The following is a 20,801-nucleotide window of genomic DNA, read 5'->3' on the forward strand; positions in this document are numbered from 1 at the left end:
CACTCATGACACCCACCGCCCCGAACCTGCTCGAGATGCGGTCGATCACCAAGACCTTCCCCGGCGTCACCGCGCTCGCCGACGTCAACCTCGCCGTGCGGGAGGGCGAGATCCATGCGATCTGCGGCGAGAACGGCGCCGGCAAGTCGACCCTCATGAAGGTGCTGAGCGGGGTGCACCCGCACGGCAGCTACACCGGCGACATCGTCTACCGGGGCGAGTCGGTCCGGTTCCACGACATCCGGGCCAGCGAGCAGGCCGGCATCGTGATCATCCACCAGGAACTGGCCCTGGTGCCCGGCATGTCGATCACCGAGAACCTCTTCCTCGGCAACGAACCGCGTCGGCGCGGCGCCATCGACTGGAAGGCGGCCCAGCGCCGGGCCCTGGAGCTGATGGAGCAGGTCGGGCTCCGGGAGGACCCCGACACCCTGATCAAGGACATCGGCGTCGGCAAGCAGCAGCTCGTGGAGATCGCCAAGGCGTTCGCGAAGGACGTGAAGCTGCTGATCCTCGACGAGCCGACCGCGGCCCTCAACGAGGACGACTCCCAGCACCTGCTCGATCTGCTGCGCGGCTTCCGCGAGCGGGGCATCACCTCGATCATGATCTCGCACAAGCTGAACGAGATCGAGGCGGTCGCCGACACCATCACGATCCTGCGCGACGGCCGCACCATCGAGAGCCTCGACGTGCGGGCCGACGGCGTCAACGAGGACCGCATCGTGCGGGGCATGGTCGGCCGTGAACTCAGCAGCCGCTTCCCCGAGCGCACACCCGACATCGGCGAGGTCTTCTTCGAGGTCCGCGACTGGACGGTACGGCACCCCAGCTCGGACGAGCGGCTGGTGTGCAAGGGCTCGACGTTCCACGTCCGCCGCGGGGAGATCGTCGGCTTCGCGGGGCTCATGGGCGCGGGCCGCACCGAACTCGCGATGAGCCTCTTCGGCCGCTCCTACGGCACCTGGCTGTCCGGACAGGTCTTCAAGGACGGCGAGGAGATCCAGCTGAAGACGGTCTCGGACGCCATCCGGCACGGACTGGCCTACGTCAGCGAGGACCGCAAGTCGATCGGCCTCAACCTCCTCGACGACATCAAGACCTCGATGGTGGCCGCCAAGCTGTCGAAGATCGCCCGGCGCCGGGTCATCGATCCGGTGCGCGAGCACCGCATCGCCGAGGAGTACCGCGAGAGCCTGCGGATCAAGACACCCAGCGTCGACGAGGGCGTCGTCAAGCTCTCCGGCGGAAACCAGCAGAAGGTCGTGCTGGCGAAGTGGATGTTCACCGACCCGGACCTGCTGATCCTCGACGAGCCGACCCGCGGCATCGACGTGGGCGCCAAGTTCGAGATCTACGGGATCATCCAGCGGCTCGTCGCCCAGGGCAAGGGGGTCATCGTCATCTCCTCCGAACTGCCCGAGCTGATCGGCCTGTGCGACCGCGTCTACACGGTGTTCGAGGGCACCATCACCGGCGATGTGGCGCGCGGCGACGCCGACCCGGAACTCCTGATGAAGCAGATGACCGCTACCAAGAAGAGCCCGACTCCATGAGCCGTATAACTGACCTGCAGAAGAACCTCTTCGGGGGTACGACCTCCAACGCCCGCCAGTTCGGGATGATCTCCACTCTGGTGGCGATCGTCCTGCTGTTCCAGATCTGGACCGGCGGCCTGACGCTCACCTCCGGCAACCTCATCGCGGTCGTCAGCCAGTACTCCTACATCCTGATCCTGGCCATCGGGATGCTGATGGTGATCGTCGCCGGGCACATCGACCTGTCGGTCGGCTCCGTGGCCGCGTTCACCGGCATCGTCGTCGCCAAGGCGATGGAGGAGTACTCGCTTCCGTGGCCCCTGGGCATCGCCCTCGGTCTGCTCGTCGGCGTGGTGATCGGCGCCTGGCAGGGCTTCTGGGTCGCCTACATGGGTCTGCCCGCCTTCATCGTGACCCTCGCCGGAATGATGCTGTTCCGCGGCGGCAACCAGTACATCGGCAACGCCGACACGGTTCCGGTGCCCGAGGGCTTCCGCGAGATCGGCGCGGGCTTCCTGCCCGAGGTGGGGCCGGACACCGGTTACAACAACCTGACGCTGCTGCTCGGTGTGGTCGCCTGCGCGGGCGTGGTGTGGCGCGAGTGGAAGGCGCGGGAGACACGCCGTGAGATGAAGGCGGACGTGGCACCCCTGTGGGTCACGGGCATCCGGCTGGCCGTCATGGTCGGCGTGATCGTCTTCGCGACGCTCCGCTTCGCCGGCGGCCGGATCGGCACCAGCCTGCCGATCTCCGGCATCATCCTGATCGTCCTGGTCCTGGCGTACTCGTACTACACCCGCAACACCATCGGCGGCCGGCACATCTACGCCGTCGGCGGCAACGCGCGGGCGGCCGAGCTGTCCGGTGTGAAGCTCAAGCGGGTCAACTTCCTCGTCATGATGAACATGTCGGTGCTGGCCGCACTGGCCGGCATGATCTTCGTGGCCCGGTCCTCGGCCTCCGGACCGCAGGACGGTCTGAGCTGGGAACTGGACGCCATCGCGGCCGTGTTCATCGGCGGCGCGGCGGTGTCCGGCGGCCTCGGCACCGTCAGCGGGTCGATCGTCGGCGGTCTGGTCATGGCCCTGCTCAACAACGGCCTCCAACTGGAGGGTGTGGGCTCGGACATGGTCCAGATCATCAAGGGTCTGGTCCTCCTGCTCGCCGTCGCCTTCGACGTCTACAACAAGAGCCAGGGGCGCTTCTCGATCATCGGGACGCTGACGCGCCCGTTCCGGCGGGACGATCCGGCGGCACCGGCCGCACCGCCGGCCGCGGACTCCGACGCCGACAAGGCCAAGGTCGCGGGCTGACCGCCAGGTCCGCTCACCGGCCGACGACCGGACACTCCGGTCCCCCCGACGACCGGGCACCCGGTCCCCTGACAGCCGGGTGCCCGGTCCCTCTCCCCCGACACGACCGGGCACCGGCTCGGCTCGGCTCGGCTCACGGTCCGGCGGTCGCACCGCGTCCGCCCGTACCGCCTCCGCCACCGCCACCGCCACCGCCCGTACCTCTACCGCCATCGCCGCGCTCGACGGCGCAGCACACTCCGGCAACCAGCACCGCACGAAGGGTTCAACACCACCATGCGCTCACTCGTCATCAGAAGCATCGCCGCCGTCGGCGCCGCCGCCCTGCTCACCCTGGGCACGGCCTGCTCCAACGAACGCGAGGGTTCCGCCGCCGGCGACAGCGCCGACGGCAAGGGCTTCGCGCAGGACTCGCTGATCGGCGTCGCCCTGCCCGCCAAGACCTCGGAGAACTGGGTGCTCGCCGGTGACCTGTTCACCGACGGACTGAAGGACGCGGGCTTCAAGGCCGACGTCCAGTACGCGGGTGCCTCGACGACCGTCGCCGACCAGCAGGCGCAGATCTCCTCCATGGTCACCAAGGGCGCGAAGGTCATCGTCATCGGCGCGACCGACGCCTCCCAGCTCGCCACCCAGGTGTCGCAGGCCAAGGAGGCGGGCGCCACCGTCATCGCCTACGACCGGCTGATCACCAACACCAAGGACGTCGACTACTACATCGCCTTCGACAACTTCAAGGTCGGCCAGCTCCAGGGCCAGGCCCTGATCGACGGCATGAAGGCGAAGAAGGCGAAGGGTCCCTGGACGATCGAGCTGTTCTCCGGATCCCCGGACGACAACAACTCGAAGGTGTTCTTCGACGGCGCGATGGAGGTGCTCAAGCCCCTGATCGACAAGGGGGACATCGTTGTCGGTTCGGGCCAGACCGACATCAAGCAGACCGCCACCCAGGGCTGGAAGGCCGAGAACGCCCAGCAGCGCATGGACTCGCTGCTGACCTCGGCCTACGGCGGCAAGAAGACCCTCGACGGCGTCCTGTCCCCGAACGACACCCTGGCCCGCGCGATCCTCACCTCGGTGAAGGGCGCCGGCAAGGCGGTCCCGGTCGTCACCGGCCAGGACTCCGAGGTCGAGTCGGTCAAGTCGATCATGGCCGGCGAGCAGTACTCGACCATCAACAAGGACACCCGAAAGCTCGTCACGGAGACCATCAACATGGTCAAGTCCGTCCAGAAGGGCGACAAGCCGACCATCAACGACACCAAGTCGTACGACAACGGCGTCAAGGTCGTCCCGTCCTACCTCCTCCCGCCCGTCATCGTGACGAAGGAGAACGCGGCCGAGGCCTACGCCAACGACCCCAAGCTGGCACCGCTCACCAAGTAGCACGGGCCGCAGCCCTCGCCCGCCCCGGAAGCGTTCCGGGGCGGGCGAGGGCGTCCGCGACGCGGGACGTCGCTCAGGGCAGCCGCGGCTGCCTACCCCCGGCGCGAGGAGAGAGTGAAGTTGCTGTAGCCGCCGCTGTCGGTGGTGGCGGGCGAGGGCCGGTAGACGATCCCCGTGTCGTTCTGTCGCGCCTGGAGCGCGAACACGTCATGGGAGGAGAGCGGCGCACCGTCGACCGTGACATAGGAGAACGGAACACTGAGGGTCCTGGGCCACGCCGAGCCCAGGGTGAAGACGGTGGGGCGCTCCACGATGATCTCGGCGCTTTCCGAGCGTGCGGCGGGAGCCCTCTTGGTCAGGGTCCGGCGTTGTCCGGGCCGGGACAGGTTGTCGATGGTGAGAATGTAGTTGGCGGGATCGGCGGAGCTACGGACGACTGATGCCGAGATACGGTCCCCCGCGTGCACCACCATGGGGATCGGCTGCTCGAGCGTGTCGGCGCCGGCGTTGATGACCTCCCAGAAGGCCCGGTGCTGTGGGTAGAGGTCTCCTCGCTCTCCTCGGCAGGCGGCATGAACACCGACCTGGACCAGACTCTCGGTACGGCTCTGGGCCAGCCCGTCGAGGCCCACCCATACGCTGACATGGTTGTCGGGGTTCTCCTCGCGACAGGTGAAGTGCGGCTGCGTCCACACCGCGGTCACGGCGTGCGGCGCCGCGTTGACCGGGCTGCTGGGCACCGCGTAGCCGGCCCAGTTGCTGTAGGGGGTGCCGGCGAGGCTGATGTCATCGATCTGGACCCAGGAGTCCACGCCGGGGGCGCGGTAGCCCGCGTAGAGCGTGACGGAGGTGTTGGTGCCGGAGTTGAAGGCCATACGGAGGAACTGGTAGGCGCCGTTGGTGAGAACCTTTCCGTAGTTCTTCTGGACGATCGTGCGGCCGTTCGTACCGCGCGCTCCGAAGAATCCGGTGGTGTAGTTGCCGGACGTGCGCACCCAGCCCTCCAGGTAGTACACCTTCTGGCGTTTGACCTTCACCTTCTGGGTGACGGCGTTCCAGTTGCGGCTGGAGGTGCGGATGAAGGCGTTCTTCCGCCCGGTCTTGTGGTACCCGAGGCCGATGTCGATGCCCTTGTGGTCCGGGCCCTCGCTCGTCCAGGGAGCAGAAATCCTCCGGCTGTTCTGCCCTTCGAAACCGGGGTCGTCGACGGTCCCGATCGGTGCGGCCGACGCACGGCCCGTCAAGCCGGTCAGCAAGGCGCCGACCATGGCCAGCACCAAGACCGCGGACCATGTCCACGGTCCTCGAAACGCCCTGTCCCCACGCACGCCGAACATCACGAGCCCCCCTCGCGGTGTGTCCCCCGGGGCGTGTCCTCACACCCCGCCTACCGGGACGCTAACGGCGTCGGCAGCCGCCAACCATGCCCTCCTCTCAGCGCACGGAGGCGTCATGTGGGGCGCGTACTTCGGACCGCACGCCTGCCGTCCAGTCACCCGTCGCCGGGGGTACGCGCGGTCCAAGAGGCAGACAGCCCGCCGTATCAGCCCCCGCACGTCCACAACCCCAGGCGCGACGGACCCCCGCGGGCGACCCGACCATCCGGGCGGACACCGCGAACGCCCCGTCCGACCCCGCCTCCTGATCGACCGTCAGGCCATCACGCGGCCGATGGCTTGTTCCCGGACGAAGCCGGCGAAGCGTCGGCGAACTCCGCGCTGACGCAGAACTTCGAGGTTGTCCTCCAGCCACTGCGAAAAGGACTTCGTCGGGAGAGCCTGGTCCGGGCATGATGTCCGACTGTGCATGCGGACGGGGAGAAGCGCGGGCTCGGGCGCTACACGCTGAGGAACACGGAGCACGGGCACGTCTGGGGCGTGTGCGCCGTGGCCGACGGACTCTTCGGAACGCCCCGGCGTGGGACGTACGAACTGTTCGGCTGGGCCCCGGAAGGCGCCGGCGAGGTGCGGGGATGGGTCGGCAGGCGGGTGTGGCTCGTGCCGGACGACGAGGCACTCGAGCCCTGGCTGCTGGAAGACGCGGAGAGCGCAGGACGGCTCTCCGGGACGGACAGTCTCGTGCTCACCGGCCTGGACGAGTACGAAGGCCCGCCCGAGGGACACCGGGGTCCCGTCCGAGTGCACGACGGGTACCGGTGGCTTGGCTCGTGCCGGGAATTCGCCCGCGTCCTGCCGCCCGAGGAGGTCGCGCCCCCGCTCGTCCTGCGGGGGCTCGCCCAGGGTGAACAGCTTCGGGAGGCACTGGCAAAGGGCACGCGGCGGGCGCTGGACCTGGAACAGGCCGCCCTGGAGTTCCGGGACGACCAGGGCGAGCCTCTGACCGACCGACTGCTGTGGACCAGGGTCAAGTCCTGGCGCCCTTCCGCCTACGGACCGGATCTGATCGACCTGGAGCTCGACGGAGACTTCTTCACTCCCGTTCCCGAGCACTCCCGGCCCGTCTGGGCACGGTGGCTCGCGGGTCCTCCGGACGCCCCGGGTGCCTGGACCGGCCTCGACACCCGTAGCCGCCAGACCTGGCACGACCTCGTCCGAGAGCGGGCCTGCCACCGCGCCCTCCATGACCGGCCGGCCGGTCACGCCTACGAACTCGACGGCCGGCACATCACCGACGAACCGGGCCTCTACCTGGCGCTCGGCGAGGCGGTGAACGGGCCGGGCGGCTACTTCGGCGGCTGCCTGGCCGCCCTCGACGACTGCCTGCGCGGCACCTTCGGCTACACCGCCCCGGCGACCCTCCTCTGGCGGGACGCCGTGACGGCGCGCACGCACCTGTCCCACGTCCTGACGCCGGACGGCCAGCCGTACGACCTGTTCGCCGTCGTGCTCGATGCCCTGGCCCAGGGTGGGATGCGGGTCACCCTGGCGTGACCCGCGGATTCGCCTTGCGTGGGCGTGCGCGCCGGGGCGGCTCGATGGCCCCGCCCTGCGCCGAGGACTATGACCAGTACGTTCGCCTCTGCGTCGGGAAGCGGCCGGTCAGTGTACGAGCAGGTCGATCACGCCCGTCAGGTCCTCCTCGCCGCTGCCCTCGGCCAGGCGGCGGCGCATCAGGTCGAAGTAGGGGCTGAGCAGTTCCGGGCTGACGCCCTGCTGCTCGGCGGTGCTCAGGAAGGTCGGCGTGCCGGCCACCTGCATGGCGAGCTGGGAGACGACACCCTTGGTGTAGTCGCCGCTCCGCAGCTGGTCGGCGGTCTGGTGGACTGCCGGGGCCATCGCGACGAGCCAGTCGGCGAGCAGTGGGGCCAGCGACGCGGGGTCGATGTCCTCCTTGCGGATCAGGGCGAAGGCGTGCGCGGCCCCGGCGAACATCCCGTACATGGCGCTGAGCAGGGCCACGTCGTGCAGGGCCGCGAAGCCCGCGTCCTCGCCGACGTAGGTGGTGCCGGCCGGGACGCCCAGCGTCTCCCGGTGCTGTTCGAACAACTCCCCCGAGCCGCTGTAGAAGACGTAGCCACCGGCCTCCGGGACACCGATCATCGGCGGGACGGCCATGATCCCGCCGTCCAGGTAGCGGGCGCCGCGCTCACGGGCCCACTCGGCGCGGGCGCGGGCCTGGGCAGGGGTGCTGGTGGTCACGTTGACCAGGTCCCGGTCGGCCAGGTCGGTTCCGGCCAGCGCCTCGTCGATCGAGGCGTCGTCCAGCAGACAGACGACGACCAGGGTGCTCGCCGCGACCGCGTCGGCGGCGCTGTCCGCAACCTTCGCCCCCTCGGCGGCGAGTGCCGCGGCGCGGCCCGGGGTGCGGTTCCAGACGGTGAGCGGGTGGCCGGCGGCAAGCCAGGTACGCGCCAGCGCGGTCCCCATCGCACCGAGGCCGAGCAGCGTGACGGCGGTCTTCTCAACAGTGTTCTGTGTCATGCCGATTAGGCTGGTCACAGGCCCGGCGGCGATCAAGTACGCACTACGGAGTGGGTGGTTACCCCGGGGTGAGCGTGGAGGTCAGAGGGGTGGGGCGATGACGACGCTGAACCGGCCGGGCGGGCCGGACGGACACATCTGCGGGATCGACACGGCGATGGAGGTGATCGGCGGCAAGTGGAAGGTGCTGATCCTCTGGGCGCTGCACGAGCAGCCCTACCGCCGCTTCGGCGAGCTGCGCCGCCTGCTTCCGGGGATCACCGAGAAGGTGCTGGCCTCTCACCTGCGCGAGATGGAGGCGGACGGCGTCGTACACCGGGTCTCCTACGACGAGGTGCCGCCCCGCGTCGAATACTCCCTGACCGAGGACGGCACGCGCCTCAACGACGCACTCCAGCCACTGGCCGCGTGGGGACGCGAACGGCCGACCCGTCGAGGGCTGACGGAGGAAATGGGCTAGGGCCGCGTCGGGGTACGTCACCCGGGTGCAGCCGCGCCGCTCGGGTGAGCCCGCCCGGGCGGCCACCGAGCTGCGGCGGCCGCCCTTCTCCGCGCCCGTTCCCGCACCACTCCGCTCTACGAACGCGGCGCCGTGTTCAACTCCGTTCCCCTTCCACCGGGAGCCACAACTCGGCTTCGGCCTCGGTCTTGTCCGGTGACAGGCGGGTGCGCAGGATCTCCGGGCCGGGGCGGCTGCGGTACGGGTTGGACGGGTACCACTCCGTGAACACGTCCCGCCACAGGTACTGGATGGCCTGCGGTACCGGCCCCGAGGTGGTGAACACCGCCCAGGTGCCGGCCGGGACGGCCAGGACGGTCGTACCCTCGGGGGCGGCCGAGGCCGTGATCACCGCGTGGTAGTAGTCGAGTTCGGTGCCCTCGGCGCGGCTGGGGTCGAGGTCGTCGCAGACCGCGACGATGCCCTGCGGCTCCTGGTCCGACAGCTTCTCCAGGCGTTCGAGGGTCTGCGGTTCGATTCTGCGGACGAAGTCGATGATCGCCTGGTTCGGCCCCGCGTGCACGAGTGGCACCCGGGCCTTGAGGCCGACGACGGTGAAGGCCGGACGGTCCACGATGCGATAGCGCATGCTGCTGCTCCCTTCGACGGTGAGGCGGAAGGTCAACCGGGGCTGGGACACGAGCGCGCAGCCCGTGCGGCGGGCCTCGCCCGGCCCGACACCGTGCACGGCACGGAACGCCCGCGCGAACGCCTCACCCGAGCCGTAGCCGTAGCGCACCGCGATCTCCAGCAGGGACTCACGTCCCGCGAGCACCTCGGCGCCCGCGACGGTCAGCCGTCGGCGCCGGATGTACTCCGACAACGGCATCCCCGCCAGCGCGGAGAACATCCGGCGCAGGTGGTACTCCGAGGTGGCCGCGATGCGCGCCAGCCCCGCCACGTCGATGGGCTGGTCGAGATGGCGCTCGATGTGCTCCATGGCCTGGTTCAGCCGCTCCAGCACGCCCGGTCTCCTTCCTCTTTACGATCACCACGCTAGGCGGCCCGCATCCCGCCGCACCCGACATCCTGTGCCCGATCAAGTCGGGTCGGGTGCACTCGGCTGCCGGTCGGCTTCGACGTGGAAACCGGCATCGGCCTGGCCGGCGATCCCCCGCAGACGCACGCGTAGCACGCGGGCCGGTGCGCCGGCGCGAGGGACTCGAACCGCCTGAGGAGCGGGGCCGGCAGGGAGTGCGGGACGAAATTCGGTGGTGACCTCGGCTGAATCCGCGCCATCATCGTCGAATGGGCGCTTTGGACGCGGTAGCGGGCAGGGTTGCGGGTGGGGCCACCGTTCAGTTCAGGCCCAGCGGCTCCTCGATGGTCCCGTTGATACGCAGTCGGCAGCAGGTGGTCGTCGCTCCGGTCGACCCGTCCAAGCTGGAGGTCGGGGACATCGTCCTCGCCCGTGTCGCCGGAACGGTGTACCTGCACCTGGTGTCGTCCGTGGATCCGGCCAGGAAACGGGTGCAGATCAGCAACAACCGGGGCCATGTCAACGGCTGGACCAGCCACGCTCGTGTCTTCGGTATCTGTATGGCGGTCGACGGCGTTCCCCGGGCACGTACCGCGGACAAGGCTCCCGCGGACAAGGCCCCTGCGGACAAGGCCCCTGCGGCCGACCCCTCTGGCAGTGACTGAGTAGGCTTCGCTCAGCACAGGGACGGCCGGGGGGCGGAGTACATGACGGCTGAGACGGCACAGACGTGGGGGTCGACCCTCGATTCGGTCGTGGTGTACGCGCAGGGGGCTCTCTGCCGCCGAGTGGCCCGGGGCAGCGTGCCACCGGACGGACGGGTGCGCGTGACGGGACTGCCCCGTTCAGTGGACCCGGGGTCCCTGCGGGCCCGCATCACGGGCACCTCCGGGGTGCGCGTCACCGAGGCACGGGTGGAGGTCGAGGCCGAGCCGCTCGGCCCCGGCGCGCCCGACGAGTTGCGGCGCGAGGTGGAGCGGCTGCATGACCAGTGCGCGGCGGCCCGGGGGCGCCGGGACCGGCAGTTGGGCCTGATCGAGGAGGTCAGGGCGCTGCACCCGGTCCCGCCGCCCCGCAAGCGGGATGACCCGTACCGCCGTACCCCGGTCGACGCGTGGTGCGAACTCGCCGACTTCGTCGACGAGCGGCTGACCGGGCTGCACGGCCGACTCGTCGAGCTGGAGGAGGCACTGGGCCACGCGGAACACGCGCTCTCCATCGCCGCCGACAAGCTCGCCCGCGCCTCCACCGACGCACCGTCGGCGCACGTGGAGACCACGGTCTCGGCGGTCCTGACCCTCGACCTCGCCGACCCCGGCGACGCGCAGGCGGAGGCCGAGGCGGAAGCGGCAGCGGCAGCGGCAGCGGACGTAGAGGTGGAGGTGGAGTACGGGGTGCCGGGCGCCGTCTGGGTGCCGGCCTACCGTCTCACCCACCGTCAGGACGACAGCAGCGGCCGTCTGGTGCTGCGCGCCTCGGTCGCCCAGCGCACCGGCGAGGACTGGACCGGCGTACGCATCGCCCTGGCCACCGCCGACCTGCGGCGCCGCACCGACCTGCCCAGGCTCCGCTCGATCCGCATCGGACGTCGTCAGCCCGCGCCCACGCCTTCCGGCTGGCGCGAGCCCCCGGCGGGCCTGGCCGACCTGTTCGTCGGATACGACGCGGCAGGCCCTCGCCCCGCCACGACCGCCGCTCCCGGGGCCGTGGCCGTGGCCGCGGTGGGCGGCTTCGCGTCCGGTCCCGTTCCGCCACCGCCACCTCCGCCGATGCCGATGACGATGCCGCAGGGCTACGGCACGCCGCCCGCCGCGCTCCTGCCCGGCGGCGCGGACGGCGCCTATCCGGAGGCCTTCGGCGGCGGGATGGGTGACCTCGCGCAGCCGGTCGCCTCCCGCCCCTCCCGGCCGGGCAGCAGGCCGCGCGCCGGCGGCATGCCCCTCGCGCCGCCCGCCGCCATGGCCCCCGCCGCCTCCGGCCGGGCGGCCCCGCCACCGCCCCCCGCACCCGCGGCCCCGGGCGGGACTCCCCCGCCGTCGACGCCCCTCATCGCACCGGAACCGGCGCCGGCGCCCGGTCCGCCGCAGCCGAGCGGCTCCGAACTCGACTACACGGCCCTCGTCCTGCGCGGCCCGGACGAGCAGGGCGGTCGCCGAGGCAGGCTGTTCCCCGACGCCGCCTTCGACCCGGTGGCGGCCGAGTACCGCCGTCGCGCCGAAGCGGTGGCCACGCTGCCGCTGCCCGGACACGCCGTGCGGCCCCGCGAGTCGGCCGGTTCCTTCGACCACCGCTTCGATGCCGTCGCCCGCGCCGACATCCCCTCGGACGGCACCTGGCACACCGTCACCGTCGGCGAGATCCCCATCGGTCTGCGCACCGAGTACCTGTGCGTGCCGTCCGTGGAGCAGACCGTGTACGCGACACTCGTGCTCGCCAACTCCACCGACCAGGCTCTGCTGGCCGGCCCGGTGGAGGTCACCGCCGGTGACGACTTCCTGCTGACCACCGCGCTGCCCACGCTCGCCCCCGGCGGTGAGTGCCGGGTGGGGCTCGGGCCGGCCGAGGGCATCCGGGTCACCCGCCGTACGAACCTGCACGAGTCGACGTCGGGGATGCGCAACACCACCACCGTGCTCGACCACCGCGTCCACGTGGAGCTGGCCAACCGGCTCGCCCGGCCCGTCACCGTCGAGGTCCGCGAGCGGGTCCCGGTGACCTCGGACGCGGACGTCCGGATCGAGGAACGGGCCGACTGGACGGAGCCCCGGGACGGCGCGGGACCGGAACAGCACGCACCCGGCACCCGCATCTGGCGGGTGGACCTGCCGGCCGGCGCCGTCACCGCCCTCGACGGTGGCTACGAGATCCGCATCCCGTCCGCCAAGGCCCTGGCCGGCGGCAACCGCAGGAGCTGACACACCCATGTCCACCACGGCACCGGAGCCGATCCCCCTCCCCGTCACCGCCGTCACCTGCCTGGAGGACCGCGCCCACGTCGAACGCAGCACCGTGCTGGACCTCGAGGCCGGTGTCCAGCGGCTGCGTCTCGGGCCCGTCAGCGCACTGGCCGTCGACCGCACCCTCCACGCCGAGCTGACCGCCGACCACCCGGCGACCGTGCTCGACGTGCGGATCGTCCGCGCCTGGACGCCTCGCGACCGCCGGCCCACCGACGACGACTCCGCCCTGCGCCACCGCGTGCACGCCCTCGAAGAGGAACGGGGCGCTCTGGGGCAGCGGCGCGACCGGCTGCGGACCCGCCTCGACGCGCTCGGCCGTCTCGCCGCCGATCTGCTGCGCGAGATCGGCGAAGGCACCGGCTCCGGAGAGACCGATGTGCCCCACTGGAGAAGCGAACTGGACCGGGTGGACGCCGAACGCGACTCCTACGGCGAGCAACTGCGCGCCGTGGATGCGCAGTTGGCCGCTCTCATCGCGGAACTCGGCGACGCCCAGCGGGCCATGGACCTCGCCGAGGAGGAACCCGCCGAGCTGGTCGGTCACATCGAACTGACCGTCGAGGCCACGGCCGCCGGTCCGGCCGGGCTGCGGGTGGGCCACCTCACCCCGTGCGCGCTGTGGCGGCCCGCCTACCGGGCCGTCCTCGACGGTGGCTCCCTCACCCTGGAGACCGACGCGATCGTCTGGCAGCGCACCGGCGAGGACTGGTCCGACGTACGGCTGACGCTGTCGACCGCGCGCTCGGCACTGGCCACCGATCCGCCCCGGCTGGACGAGGACCGGCTCACGCTCCAGGACCGCTCCCCCGCGGAGCGCCGCACCGTCGACGTCGAGCTGCGCGAGGAGGAGACCGCGGACCTCGGCCCGGCCCCGGTGCTCGGCCTGCCGGGAGTGGACGACGGCGGCGAGGTACGGGTACTGCACTCCCCCGCGCCCGTCTCCGTGCCCGCGGACGGGCGCGCCCACCGCGTGCCGCTCTCGGCCTTCACCACCGCCGCGAGCAGCGAGTACGCCTGCACACCCGAGCTGTCCCCGCTGGTCGCCCAGGTGGTGCGGTTCGACAACCTGTCCGGGCACGCACTGCTCGCCGGCCCCGTCGACCTCATCCGCGGCAGCGGATTCAGCGGGCGCGGCACCCTGGACTTCACCGCCCCGGGCGCCCCCGTCGAACTCGCCTACGGCAGCCGCGACGACCACCGGGTCGTCCGGCACACCGAGGAGACGCGCGACACCACCACACTCACCCAACGAACCGTGCTCACCCGCACGGTCCGGCTCCACCTGTCCCGATTCTCCGCCCCCGACGAGCACGGCGCAGGCGCTGAGCACGGCGAGCACGGCGAACGCGGCGAGCGTGGCGAGCACGGCGAACAGGTGATCGTACTGCGCGAGCGGATCCCCGTCTCCGAGGTCTCCGCGGTGGAGGTGCGCCTGCGGAAGGAGTCCTGCTCCCCCGCCCCCGACACGGTCGACGACGATGGCATCGCCCGCTGGAGCCTCGCTCTCCCGCCCGGCAGCCGACGCACCGTCACCCTGGTCTACGAACTGTCGGCGAACTCCAAGGTCACCGGACTCTGAGCCCGGCCACCCCCGCCGGGCCGGCCCGACCCGGCCGGAACGCCCGCCGGAATCCATTGAGCCGGGCGGGGGTGATCGGGGAAGATGCTGTTCCGCGGCGTGGACTCCGTGAGCCGTGCCGCCGGGGGGAGGCAGCGCGTATGGGGACGTTCGCAGACCTGGAAACGGGTGATCCGCGGCTCGTCGGGCGGTACCGGATCGTGGCCCGCATCGGTGCCGGCGGCATGGGCCAGGTGTACTTGGGGCGTTCGCCGGGCGGCCGTCCGGTGGCCGTCAAGGTGGTACGGCCGGACCTCGCCGGCGACCGGGAGTTCCGACGGCGCTTCGCGCGGGAGACGGCCGCCGCTCGGCGCGTCAACGGGGCGTTCACGGCGGGGGTCGTGGACGCCGATCCGGAAGGTTCACCGCCCTGGCTCGCCACGGTCTTCGTGCCCGGCATGTCCTTGGGTGAGGCGTTGTCCGAACACGGCCCGTGGCCGGAGCAGCCGACACTCGCCCTGGGAGCCGGCCTGGCGGAGGCACTGGAAGCGATCCACGGGGCGGGCGTGATCCACCGGGACCTCAAACCGTCCAACGTGCTGCTCGCGGTCGACGGCCCCCGGGTCATCGACTTCGGGATCTCGCGCGCGGCCGAGGTGAGCATGCTCACCCAACTCACCCATGCCGGCACGGTCGTAGGCACGCCCGGCTTCATGTCCCCCGAACAACTCACCGGCCAAGAGGTGGGAACGCCGAGCGATGTGTTCTCCGTCGGCGCGGTCCTCGTCTACGTCGCCACCGGCACCGGCCCGTTCGGCACGGGCCCGGCGAACGCGCTGAACTTCCGCACGGTGTACGAGGCACCCGAGCTGACCCGTGTCCCGCCCGTGCTCCGCGACATCGTGGCCGACTGCCTCGCGAAGGACCCCGACCGCCGCCCCGGTGTGGCCGCGCTCCTGGAGCGACTGGCGGAAGGGGGCGGCAGCGGACGCGGCATGGCGGGCATGCTGACCGAGCCGGAGTGGATGCCGACGCCCGTCGCCCGGGAGGTACGCGAGCAGACGTCCGCGGCCCTGCCCTCGACCCCGCCGCCGCTGCCCACGCCGGCATCGGAACCGTCACCGTCACCGCCGTCACCGCCCTCTCCGCCACCGCCATCGGCGTCAGCGCCCCGGCCCTCGGAGTCCATGAGGACAGATCCGCGGCTCGCGTCGGCGCCGCCCGAGCCGTTGGAGCCACCCCCCGCATCGCCACCCCCCGCATCGCCACCTCCCGCATCCGCACCCGCCGCTTCGCCACCTCCCACATCCCCGCCGCCCGCCCCACCGGTCGTCCACCAGTCCTGGGGGCCACCCCCACCGGGTCGGCCGTCCCCGCCCCAAGCGGGATGGCCCCCTCCGGTCATTCTCGGGCCGCCCGGAACGCCCACGGGAACACCCGGGCAGTCTCGCTCCCCTTCACGTCGGAACCTTCTCCTCGGAGTCACGGCGGCCGCCGCACTCGGGCTGGGCGGAGCCTTCGCCGGATGGAAACTGCTCGATCGGGGCGACGACGATCCCACCACCTCTCCGACCTCACGCACCTCCGGTTCCGCTTCCGCTTCCGAGGACTCCTCTGCGAGCGTCCCCGAGTCGGCCGGGGAGAAGCTCTGGGTGTTCGATACGGGGGACCTGGTGCGTTCGTCGCCGGTGGTGGTGGACGGCGTCGTGTACGTCGGCAGCGACTGCGGCTGCCTCTACGCCCTGGACGCCGTGTCGGGGGAACAGACATGGTCGTACCACATCGGTGCCGACGTACGTTCGTCGCCGACGGTCGCGGACGGCGTCGTCTACGTCGGCAGCGACGACGGCAACCTCCACGCCGTCAACGCCACCTCAGGCGACACAGCATGGACCTACGACACCGGCGCCGACGTACGCTCATCCCCGACAGTGGCGAACGGCGTCGTCTACGTCGGCAGCGACGACGGCAACCTCCACGCCGTCAACGCCGCCACAGGCGACACAGCATGGACCTACGACACCGGCGCCGACGTACGCTCGTCCCCGACGGTCGCGAACGGCGTCGTCTACGTCGGCAGCGACTGCGGCTGCCTCTACGCCCTGGACGGCGTGACCGGCAGTCAGAAATGGTCGTTCCACATCGGCGGAGCCTCGGCGCCGGGCTCCCCGGCCGTGGACGACGGCGTCGTCTACATGGGTGCCGACAGTGGCCATGTGTACGCCGTGGACGCCACGAGCGGTGACCGGAACTGGCAGTTCCGCACCGGCGGCCCGCTGGCGACGCGCCCTCTCGTCCTGGACGGCGCCGTCTGTGTCGGTGGCGGGGACGACGCCGTGCACGTCCTGGACCCGGAGAGCGGAAAGGAGAAGTGGTCCTTCAGCCTCGGTGACGGCGTCGAATCGTCACCCGTCGCCGCCGAGGGCGTGCTCTACGTCGGTAGCGACGCCTCCTCGCTCCACGCGCTGGACGCCCGCACCGGCGACAAGCTCTGGTCGTTCACCACCGGCGGTGCGGTGAAGTCCACCCCGGCCGTGGCGGCCGGCGTCGTGTACTTCGGCAGCGACGACGGCAACGTCTACGCCGTGAGAACGTGAGACCGCATCGACACGTCCTTTTCTCGTCACATCCCTCGACACGGGAGTGACCGCCAGCCATGCTCGACACCCCGTCAGATGTCGTCCGTGAGGTTCGGCCGTGTACGTCACGCGAGGCGGCCGGCCGACGGCACGACGTGACCGGGGGTACGACGGACTGCCGGGGAGTGCGACGGGCCATCGGGGGGAGCGACGTGTCTGGCGTGAGACTTCCGGAACACCGCTACAGCCGTACGGAGGCCACGCGCCTGCTGTGCGTCGGTGTCTACCAGGACGCGGGCTTCCGACGACGGGTCATCGAGGAACTGCTCGACCACCGGGAGCGGCCCGTCGCCCCGCCCAACGGCGTGGACGTCCTGCCCGTGCTCTCCCACGCCCTGCGGGTGACCCGGCAGGAGGCACGTACGGCGCTGCTCATGCTCGGAGCCTGGGCGGGCTTCTTCCTGTCCGACGTCATCATGTTCTGGGACAGCCTCTCCGACCGCTGGGGCGTCGGCGCCGATGTCGGCTTCGGCGACGTCCTCACCGCGTTCTTCCAGGGCGACGACCGGCTCACGAACGGACTGCCGCTGCCTTGGTCTCTGTGGTACGCGCTGGTCGCCCTGTCGCTTTGGTTCGCACACACCGTCAGCGGGGGTGGCGCCGCCGCCCGTTCGGCGGGACTGCCCGACCCCGTCGCGAAGGCCGCCGACAGCGCCGGGTCCCTGTTCTCGCTGGGAGCCTGGGCCTTCGCCCTCTTCTACTGGTGCTGGTACGTCCTCGGAGTGCTCGGCGGCCACGTCCAGACGCCGTACCCCCTCCTGTTCCCCCTCGCGATGGCGCTCATCGCCTGGTGGTACCAGGGCTCGCAGCGCAAGGCCCTGTGCCGCTGGCTGGCGCGCTGGACGTTTCCCGCCGCCACCCAGCCGGAGCTGCCCCCGGGCCCGCTGTTCGAGATGCTGCGGGACGACGTACGGCGTGAGCAGGAGGCGTCGCTCACGCTGTACGACGCCGACGATCCGTTCGTCGGCCTGGGCGAACCGGGCACTCCCTGGTCGTTCGCGATGGAGCTGCGCAAGCGCCCCCGGCGGGCCGGCGAAGTGCACACCACGGACCCCGCTCCCGACAGCCCCGACGGCACCGGCGCCAGGGACGGCTCCGAGGGCACCGACGGCGGCGGGCCGCCGCACCGGATCAGCGGCCCCCTCACCGCGGCGAGCGCGCTGTCCATGATCGAACCGCAGTTGACAGGGCTGCGCGAGTCCGCCGCCCTGAGCGGCAAGGACCGGCTGCGGGATCTGGAGGTGGAGCGGTTCGTCTACCTGCCGGGGGGCGTGGCGCGCGACGAGGAGCTGGAGGTCGGCGGCGTCCCCGACGCGGCCGACCTCACCCGAGGATCCGGTCAGCGCCGGGGCCTGCCCGTCTACGACGCCGCCCAGGTCGCCGCCCACCGGCGCGAGGCCGTCGACGAGGGCGCCGAGGGCCGCCGCGTGTTCCTGCGCGTCCGGGTCGGTGCCTGGCGTGAGCAGGTCGTCGTCACCGTCCTCGTCCGCGTGCACACCCAGGGCCGCATGCTGGTCCTCGAAGTGCTGCCCTATGTCCTCGGCCCCGTCCGCAAGGACTTCCGTGCCGTCGACACGCTCGTGGACCAGCTTCCCGAGACATGGGTCCGTGCGGCGCTGCGCGCCCTGCGGCACGCGCCCGTCGTCGGACTCGACGCCGGCATCGGAGGACTCGCCACCCTGCGCAGCGCCCTCGCGACCGGCTGGTCGGCCGGCGACGCGCTCCCGGACGTGCCGAGGGTCTCGCTCCGTGAACTGGTGAGCACCAGGCGGCTGTCGGTGTTCCAGCGGATGGACAGCACCCGGTATGTGAAGACGATCCAGGAACGCATCGTCAACGGCGTCCGCGAGGCGCTCAAGGCGCACGGGTACCGCACCGAGGAGTTCGAGCAGCACGTGTACCAGCTCAGCGGTGGCAGCGTCTTCGTCAAGGACATGTCCGGCGGCGCGGTGGCCACGGGCAGCCACGGCAGCGCCGTCCACCACGGGCCGGCGTCGCGCCCGTCGGCGGCGCCCGCGACCAACTCGGGTCCCACACCATGAGACGAGGGATGCCCCCTGTGCGGAGCGACGAACAGAGCGACGAACAGAGCGCTCAGGAGCGGCCGCCGAGCGGCGGCGGAAGCGTGAGCATCGGGTCGATGACCGGAGGGTCGGTCGCCACCGGCAGCCACGGGACGGCGACGTCGTACAACACGAGCGGCAGCGGTCCGGACCCGCGCCACGCCGAACTCCTCGAAGCCATACGTGACTTGCGCAGGGTACTGCCGCCGGTGGCGGACCGCGGCGACGAGGACGCGGCGCTCGACGGGGAACTCGCCGACGCCGAGGCCGAGATCGTGGCGGCCGGCACGGCCAGTACCGGTCGGCTCACCCGGCTGCTCGGCGGGGTCCGGGGCTGGCTGGGGTCCCAGGCCGCCGCCGCGGGCGCGGTCGCCTCGGCCACCGCGGTCGTCCAGGGGGTCGCCCAACTGCTCGGCTGAGGTGCGGACCACATCGATGACGGACACGGCAGCGCGGCACGGAGGACGGCGACGATGAGAGTGTTCGACACCGAGCGGCAGGAGTGGGCCGGATCGCGCCGTGAACGCCTCTTCGACGCCGAGCGGTATCTCGACCTGCCGCGCCAGCGGCACATCCTGCGGCGCACGGCGATCGTCCTCACCGTGTGCGCCGTGTCCTTCGGTGCGTGGGCCCTCGGCTGGAAGGACGAACCGGAGCCGTACCGTCCGCCGCCCCAGGAGGCACCGGTCGACCCGGGCATGACCGGCGACAGCGCCCCCGGGGACAACGCCTCGGGCGACGGGCCCACGGGCGACAATGCCTCGGGGGGCGAGACGACGGCCGGCCCCACGGTGACGGCGGCCTCGGCGTCGCCGCCCGCGGGATTCGAGGTCCTCGACGACTCCGAGGGCTTCCGCATCGCCCTGCCCGAGGGATGGACCCGCGAGAGCAGCCCGTCGCAGTACGGCATCGACGTCGTCGAGTACCGCGCGCCCGACCGCGTCCGCAGGGTCCAGGTCTTCCAGCTCATGGAGGACTCGCCCCACGCCTCGGTGGTGGAGGCCCAGAAGGCGGGGAGCACGCTGGACGGCTACCAGAGGATCCATGTGCAGTACGTGCCAGATCCCTCCGGAGGCGAGGCGGCCGAGCACGAGTACACGGCCGACGAACTGAGTGGCGAACCCGCCACCGGTTCCTCTTACCACGTCATCGACTACCGCTTCGAGGCCGTGGACGACGAGAACTACGCCCTCATCGTCTACGGCACCCAGGACGACGGCGGAAACGAGGACGAACGCGAACTGCTCGACACGGCCCGCGCGTGGTTCTGCCCGCCGTCCACGGAGTGCCCGGCACCGCCGGCGTCCTGACCCGCTCCGGGGCTCAGATGCCCATGGAGGCGAGTTCGACGGCGGTGCGGTAGTTCGCCGCGGCGGTCACCACACAGGCGCGGTAGGTGCGGTTGTCCCGGACGGCGAGGAAGTAGTTCCTCAACTGCTGGGCGTAGCTGACCAGATAGACGATGCCGGGGAGGAAGCCGGGCGGCTTGGGGACGAGGGCGAAGGCCTCCGAGCAGCGGAGGATCTGGCCGGTGGCATCGGACAGGACCGCGGCCACGTCGGTGTTCATGTTCCAGCCGGCCGCCAGTTCCGGCGTCCAGATCGCGGCGGCGACCTCCCGTAACTGCGCCTGCTCCTCGGGCGTCGGATCGCTCTGGATCGTCAGGACGCGCACCGCGTCGGCGGTGTGGCGGGACTCCGCCGCCTGGGCGGCTCCCACCGCGCCCACCGTCCCGAGCGTCATGGCGATTGCCAGCGCGACCGCCACCGTGTGACGGGTCCGTGGTGCGTGCATGGTTTCCCCTTCTGTCGGTCGCCCTGCGCGGTGCGGGCGGCGTCCCGGTGACGCTCGCACGGCGGGCGGGGCCGGTCAACGGCGACAAGTCGCCACCGAGGTGGCGCGTTCACAGGGCCGCGGGCCGCGCGGACGCGGGCACGAACCGCCCCGCACGGGCTCGGGGCCCCACGCGGGCGCACATCACACCT

General features: G+C 71.5%; 16 protein-coding genes. 12 read left to right on the top strand and 4 right to left on the bottom strand.

Annotated elements, in window-relative coordinates; all coding sequences use genetic code 11:
* Positions 1-5 precede the first annotated feature (5 nt).
* The 3 genes from mmsA (at position 6) to ACZ6D7_RS27040 (ending at position 4,237) form a co-directional block, all read left to right on the top strand.
* On the top strand, positions 6-1,556 hold the full coding sequence (mmsA, locus tag ACZ6D7_RS27030; protein WP_469495792.1) for a multiple monosaccharide ABC transporter ATP-binding protein: 1,551 nt from the start codon (positions 6-8) through the stop codon (positions 1,554-1,556).
* Positions 1,553-2,851 (top strand): multiple monosaccharide ABC transporter permease, encoded by a 1,299-nt coding sequence (mmsB, locus tag ACZ6D7_RS27035; RefSeq protein WP_469495795.1) that lies wholly within the window; start codon positions 1,553-1,555, stop codon positions 2,849-2,851. Before mmsA ends, mmsB begins: the two co-directional genes overlap by 4 nt.
* A gap of 276 nt (positions 2,852-3,127) precedes the next feature.
* A complete protein-coding gene (locus ACZ6D7_RS27040) occupies positions 3,128-4,237 on the top strand; it encodes a substrate-binding domain-containing protein (protein ID WP_469495798.1) in 1,110 nt (369 codons plus the stop codon).
* A 92-nt stretch (positions 4,238-4,329) separates the two neighbouring features.
* Here ACZ6D7_RS27040 and ACZ6D7_RS27045 read toward each other — a convergent pair whose 3' ends face one another.
* Positions 4,330-5,493, bottom strand: a complete 1,164-nt coding sequence (locus ACZ6D7_RS27045; RefSeq protein WP_469495801.1) for a G1 family glutamic endopeptidase — start codon at positions 5,491-5,493, stop codon at positions 4,330-4,332.
* Positions 5,494-6,039: 546 nt separating this feature from the next.
* Here ACZ6D7_RS27045 and ACZ6D7_RS27050 point away from each other — a divergent pair.
* Entirely contained in the window at positions 6,040-7,128 is a 1,089-nt protein-coding gene (locus ACZ6D7_RS27050) for a barstar family protein (protein WP_469495804.1), read from the top strand.
* 108 nt (positions 7,129-7,236) lie between these two features.
* On the opposite strand, the gene ACZ6D7_RS27055 is transcribed toward ACZ6D7_RS27050, so the two are convergent.
* Complete coding sequence (locus tag ACZ6D7_RS27055; RefSeq protein ID WP_469495807.1) at positions 7,237-8,118, bottom strand: NAD(P)-dependent oxidoreductase; 882 nt, start codon at positions 8,116-8,118, stop codon at positions 7,237-7,239.
* A gap of 97 nt (positions 8,119-8,215) precedes the next feature.
* On the opposite strand from ACZ6D7_RS27055, the gene ACZ6D7_RS27060 reads away from it, so the two are divergent.
* Entirely contained in the window at positions 8,216-8,578 is a 363-nt protein-coding gene (locus tag ACZ6D7_RS27060) for a winged helix-turn-helix transcriptional regulator (RefSeq protein WP_469495809.1), read from the top strand.
* Between the two features lie 136 nt (positions 8,579-8,714).
* Here ACZ6D7_RS27060 and ACZ6D7_RS27065 read toward each other — a convergent pair whose 3' ends face one another.
* A complete protein-coding gene (locus ACZ6D7_RS27065) occupies positions 8,715-9,581 on the bottom strand; it encodes an AraC family transcriptional regulator (RefSeq protein ID WP_469495812.1) in 867 nt (288 codons plus the stop codon).
* Positions 9,582-9,940: 359 nt separating this feature from the next.
* Between ACZ6D7_RS27065 and ACZ6D7_RS27070 the strand changes: the two genes are divergently transcribed.
* The 7 genes from ACZ6D7_RS27070 to ACZ6D7_RS27100 all read left to right on the top strand — a co-directional run bounded on the left by ACZ6D7_RS27070 (position 9,941) and on the right by ACZ6D7_RS27100 (position 20,126).
* On the top strand, positions 9,941-10,261 hold the full coding sequence (locus ACZ6D7_RS27070) for a S26 family signal peptidase (RefSeq protein ID WP_469495815.1): 321 nt from the start codon (positions 9,941-9,943) through the stop codon (positions 10,259-10,261).
* Between the two features lie 42 nt (positions 10,262-10,303).
* Entirely contained in the window at positions 10,304-12,511 is a 2,208-nt protein-coding gene (locus tag ACZ6D7_RS27075; RefSeq protein WP_469495818.1) for a DUF4139 domain-containing protein, read from the top strand.
* A 7-nt stretch (positions 12,512-12,518) separates the two neighbouring features.
* Positions 12,519-14,135, top strand: coding sequence for a mucoidy inhibitor MuiA family protein (locus tag ACZ6D7_RS27080; RefSeq protein ID WP_469495821.1), 1,617 nt, complete (start codon positions 12,519-12,521; stop codon positions 14,133-14,135).
* A gap of 140 nt (positions 14,136-14,275) precedes the next feature.
* Positions 14,276-16,711: an outer membrane protein assembly factor BamB family protein gene (locus tag ACZ6D7_RS27085; protein WP_469495824.1), complete on the top strand. Its 2,436-nt coding sequence runs from the start codon at positions 14,276-14,278 to the stop codon at positions 16,709-16,711.
* 203 nt (positions 16,712-16,914) lie between these two features.
* Complete coding sequence (locus ACZ6D7_RS27090) at positions 16,915-18,795, top strand: hypothetical protein (protein WP_469495827.1); 1,881 nt, start codon at positions 16,915-16,917, stop codon at positions 18,793-18,795.
* Between the two features lie 98 nt (positions 18,796-18,893).
* Positions 18,894-19,235, top strand: a complete 342-nt coding sequence (locus tag ACZ6D7_RS27095; RefSeq protein WP_469495828.1) for a hypothetical protein — start codon at positions 18,894-18,896, stop codon at positions 19,233-19,235.
* Between the two features lie 54 nt (positions 19,236-19,289).
* Positions 19,290-20,126: a hypothetical protein gene (locus ACZ6D7_RS27100; protein WP_469495831.1), complete on the top strand. Its 837-nt coding sequence runs from the start codon at positions 19,290-19,292 to the stop codon at positions 20,124-20,126.
* Positions 20,127-20,139: 13 nt separating this feature from the next.
* Here the strand turns inward: ACZ6D7_RS27100 and ACZ6D7_RS27105 are convergent, their stop codons facing one another.
* The gene (locus tag ACZ6D7_RS27105) at positions 20,140-20,610 is read right to left on the bottom strand and encodes a hypothetical protein (RefSeq protein ID WP_469495834.1); all 471 of its coding nucleotides are present in this window, start codon (positions 20,608-20,610) and stop codon (positions 20,140-20,142) included.
* Positions 20,611-20,801 lie beyond the last annotated feature (191 nt).

This window comes from Streptomyces sp. NPDC041784 (assembly GCF_055591025.1).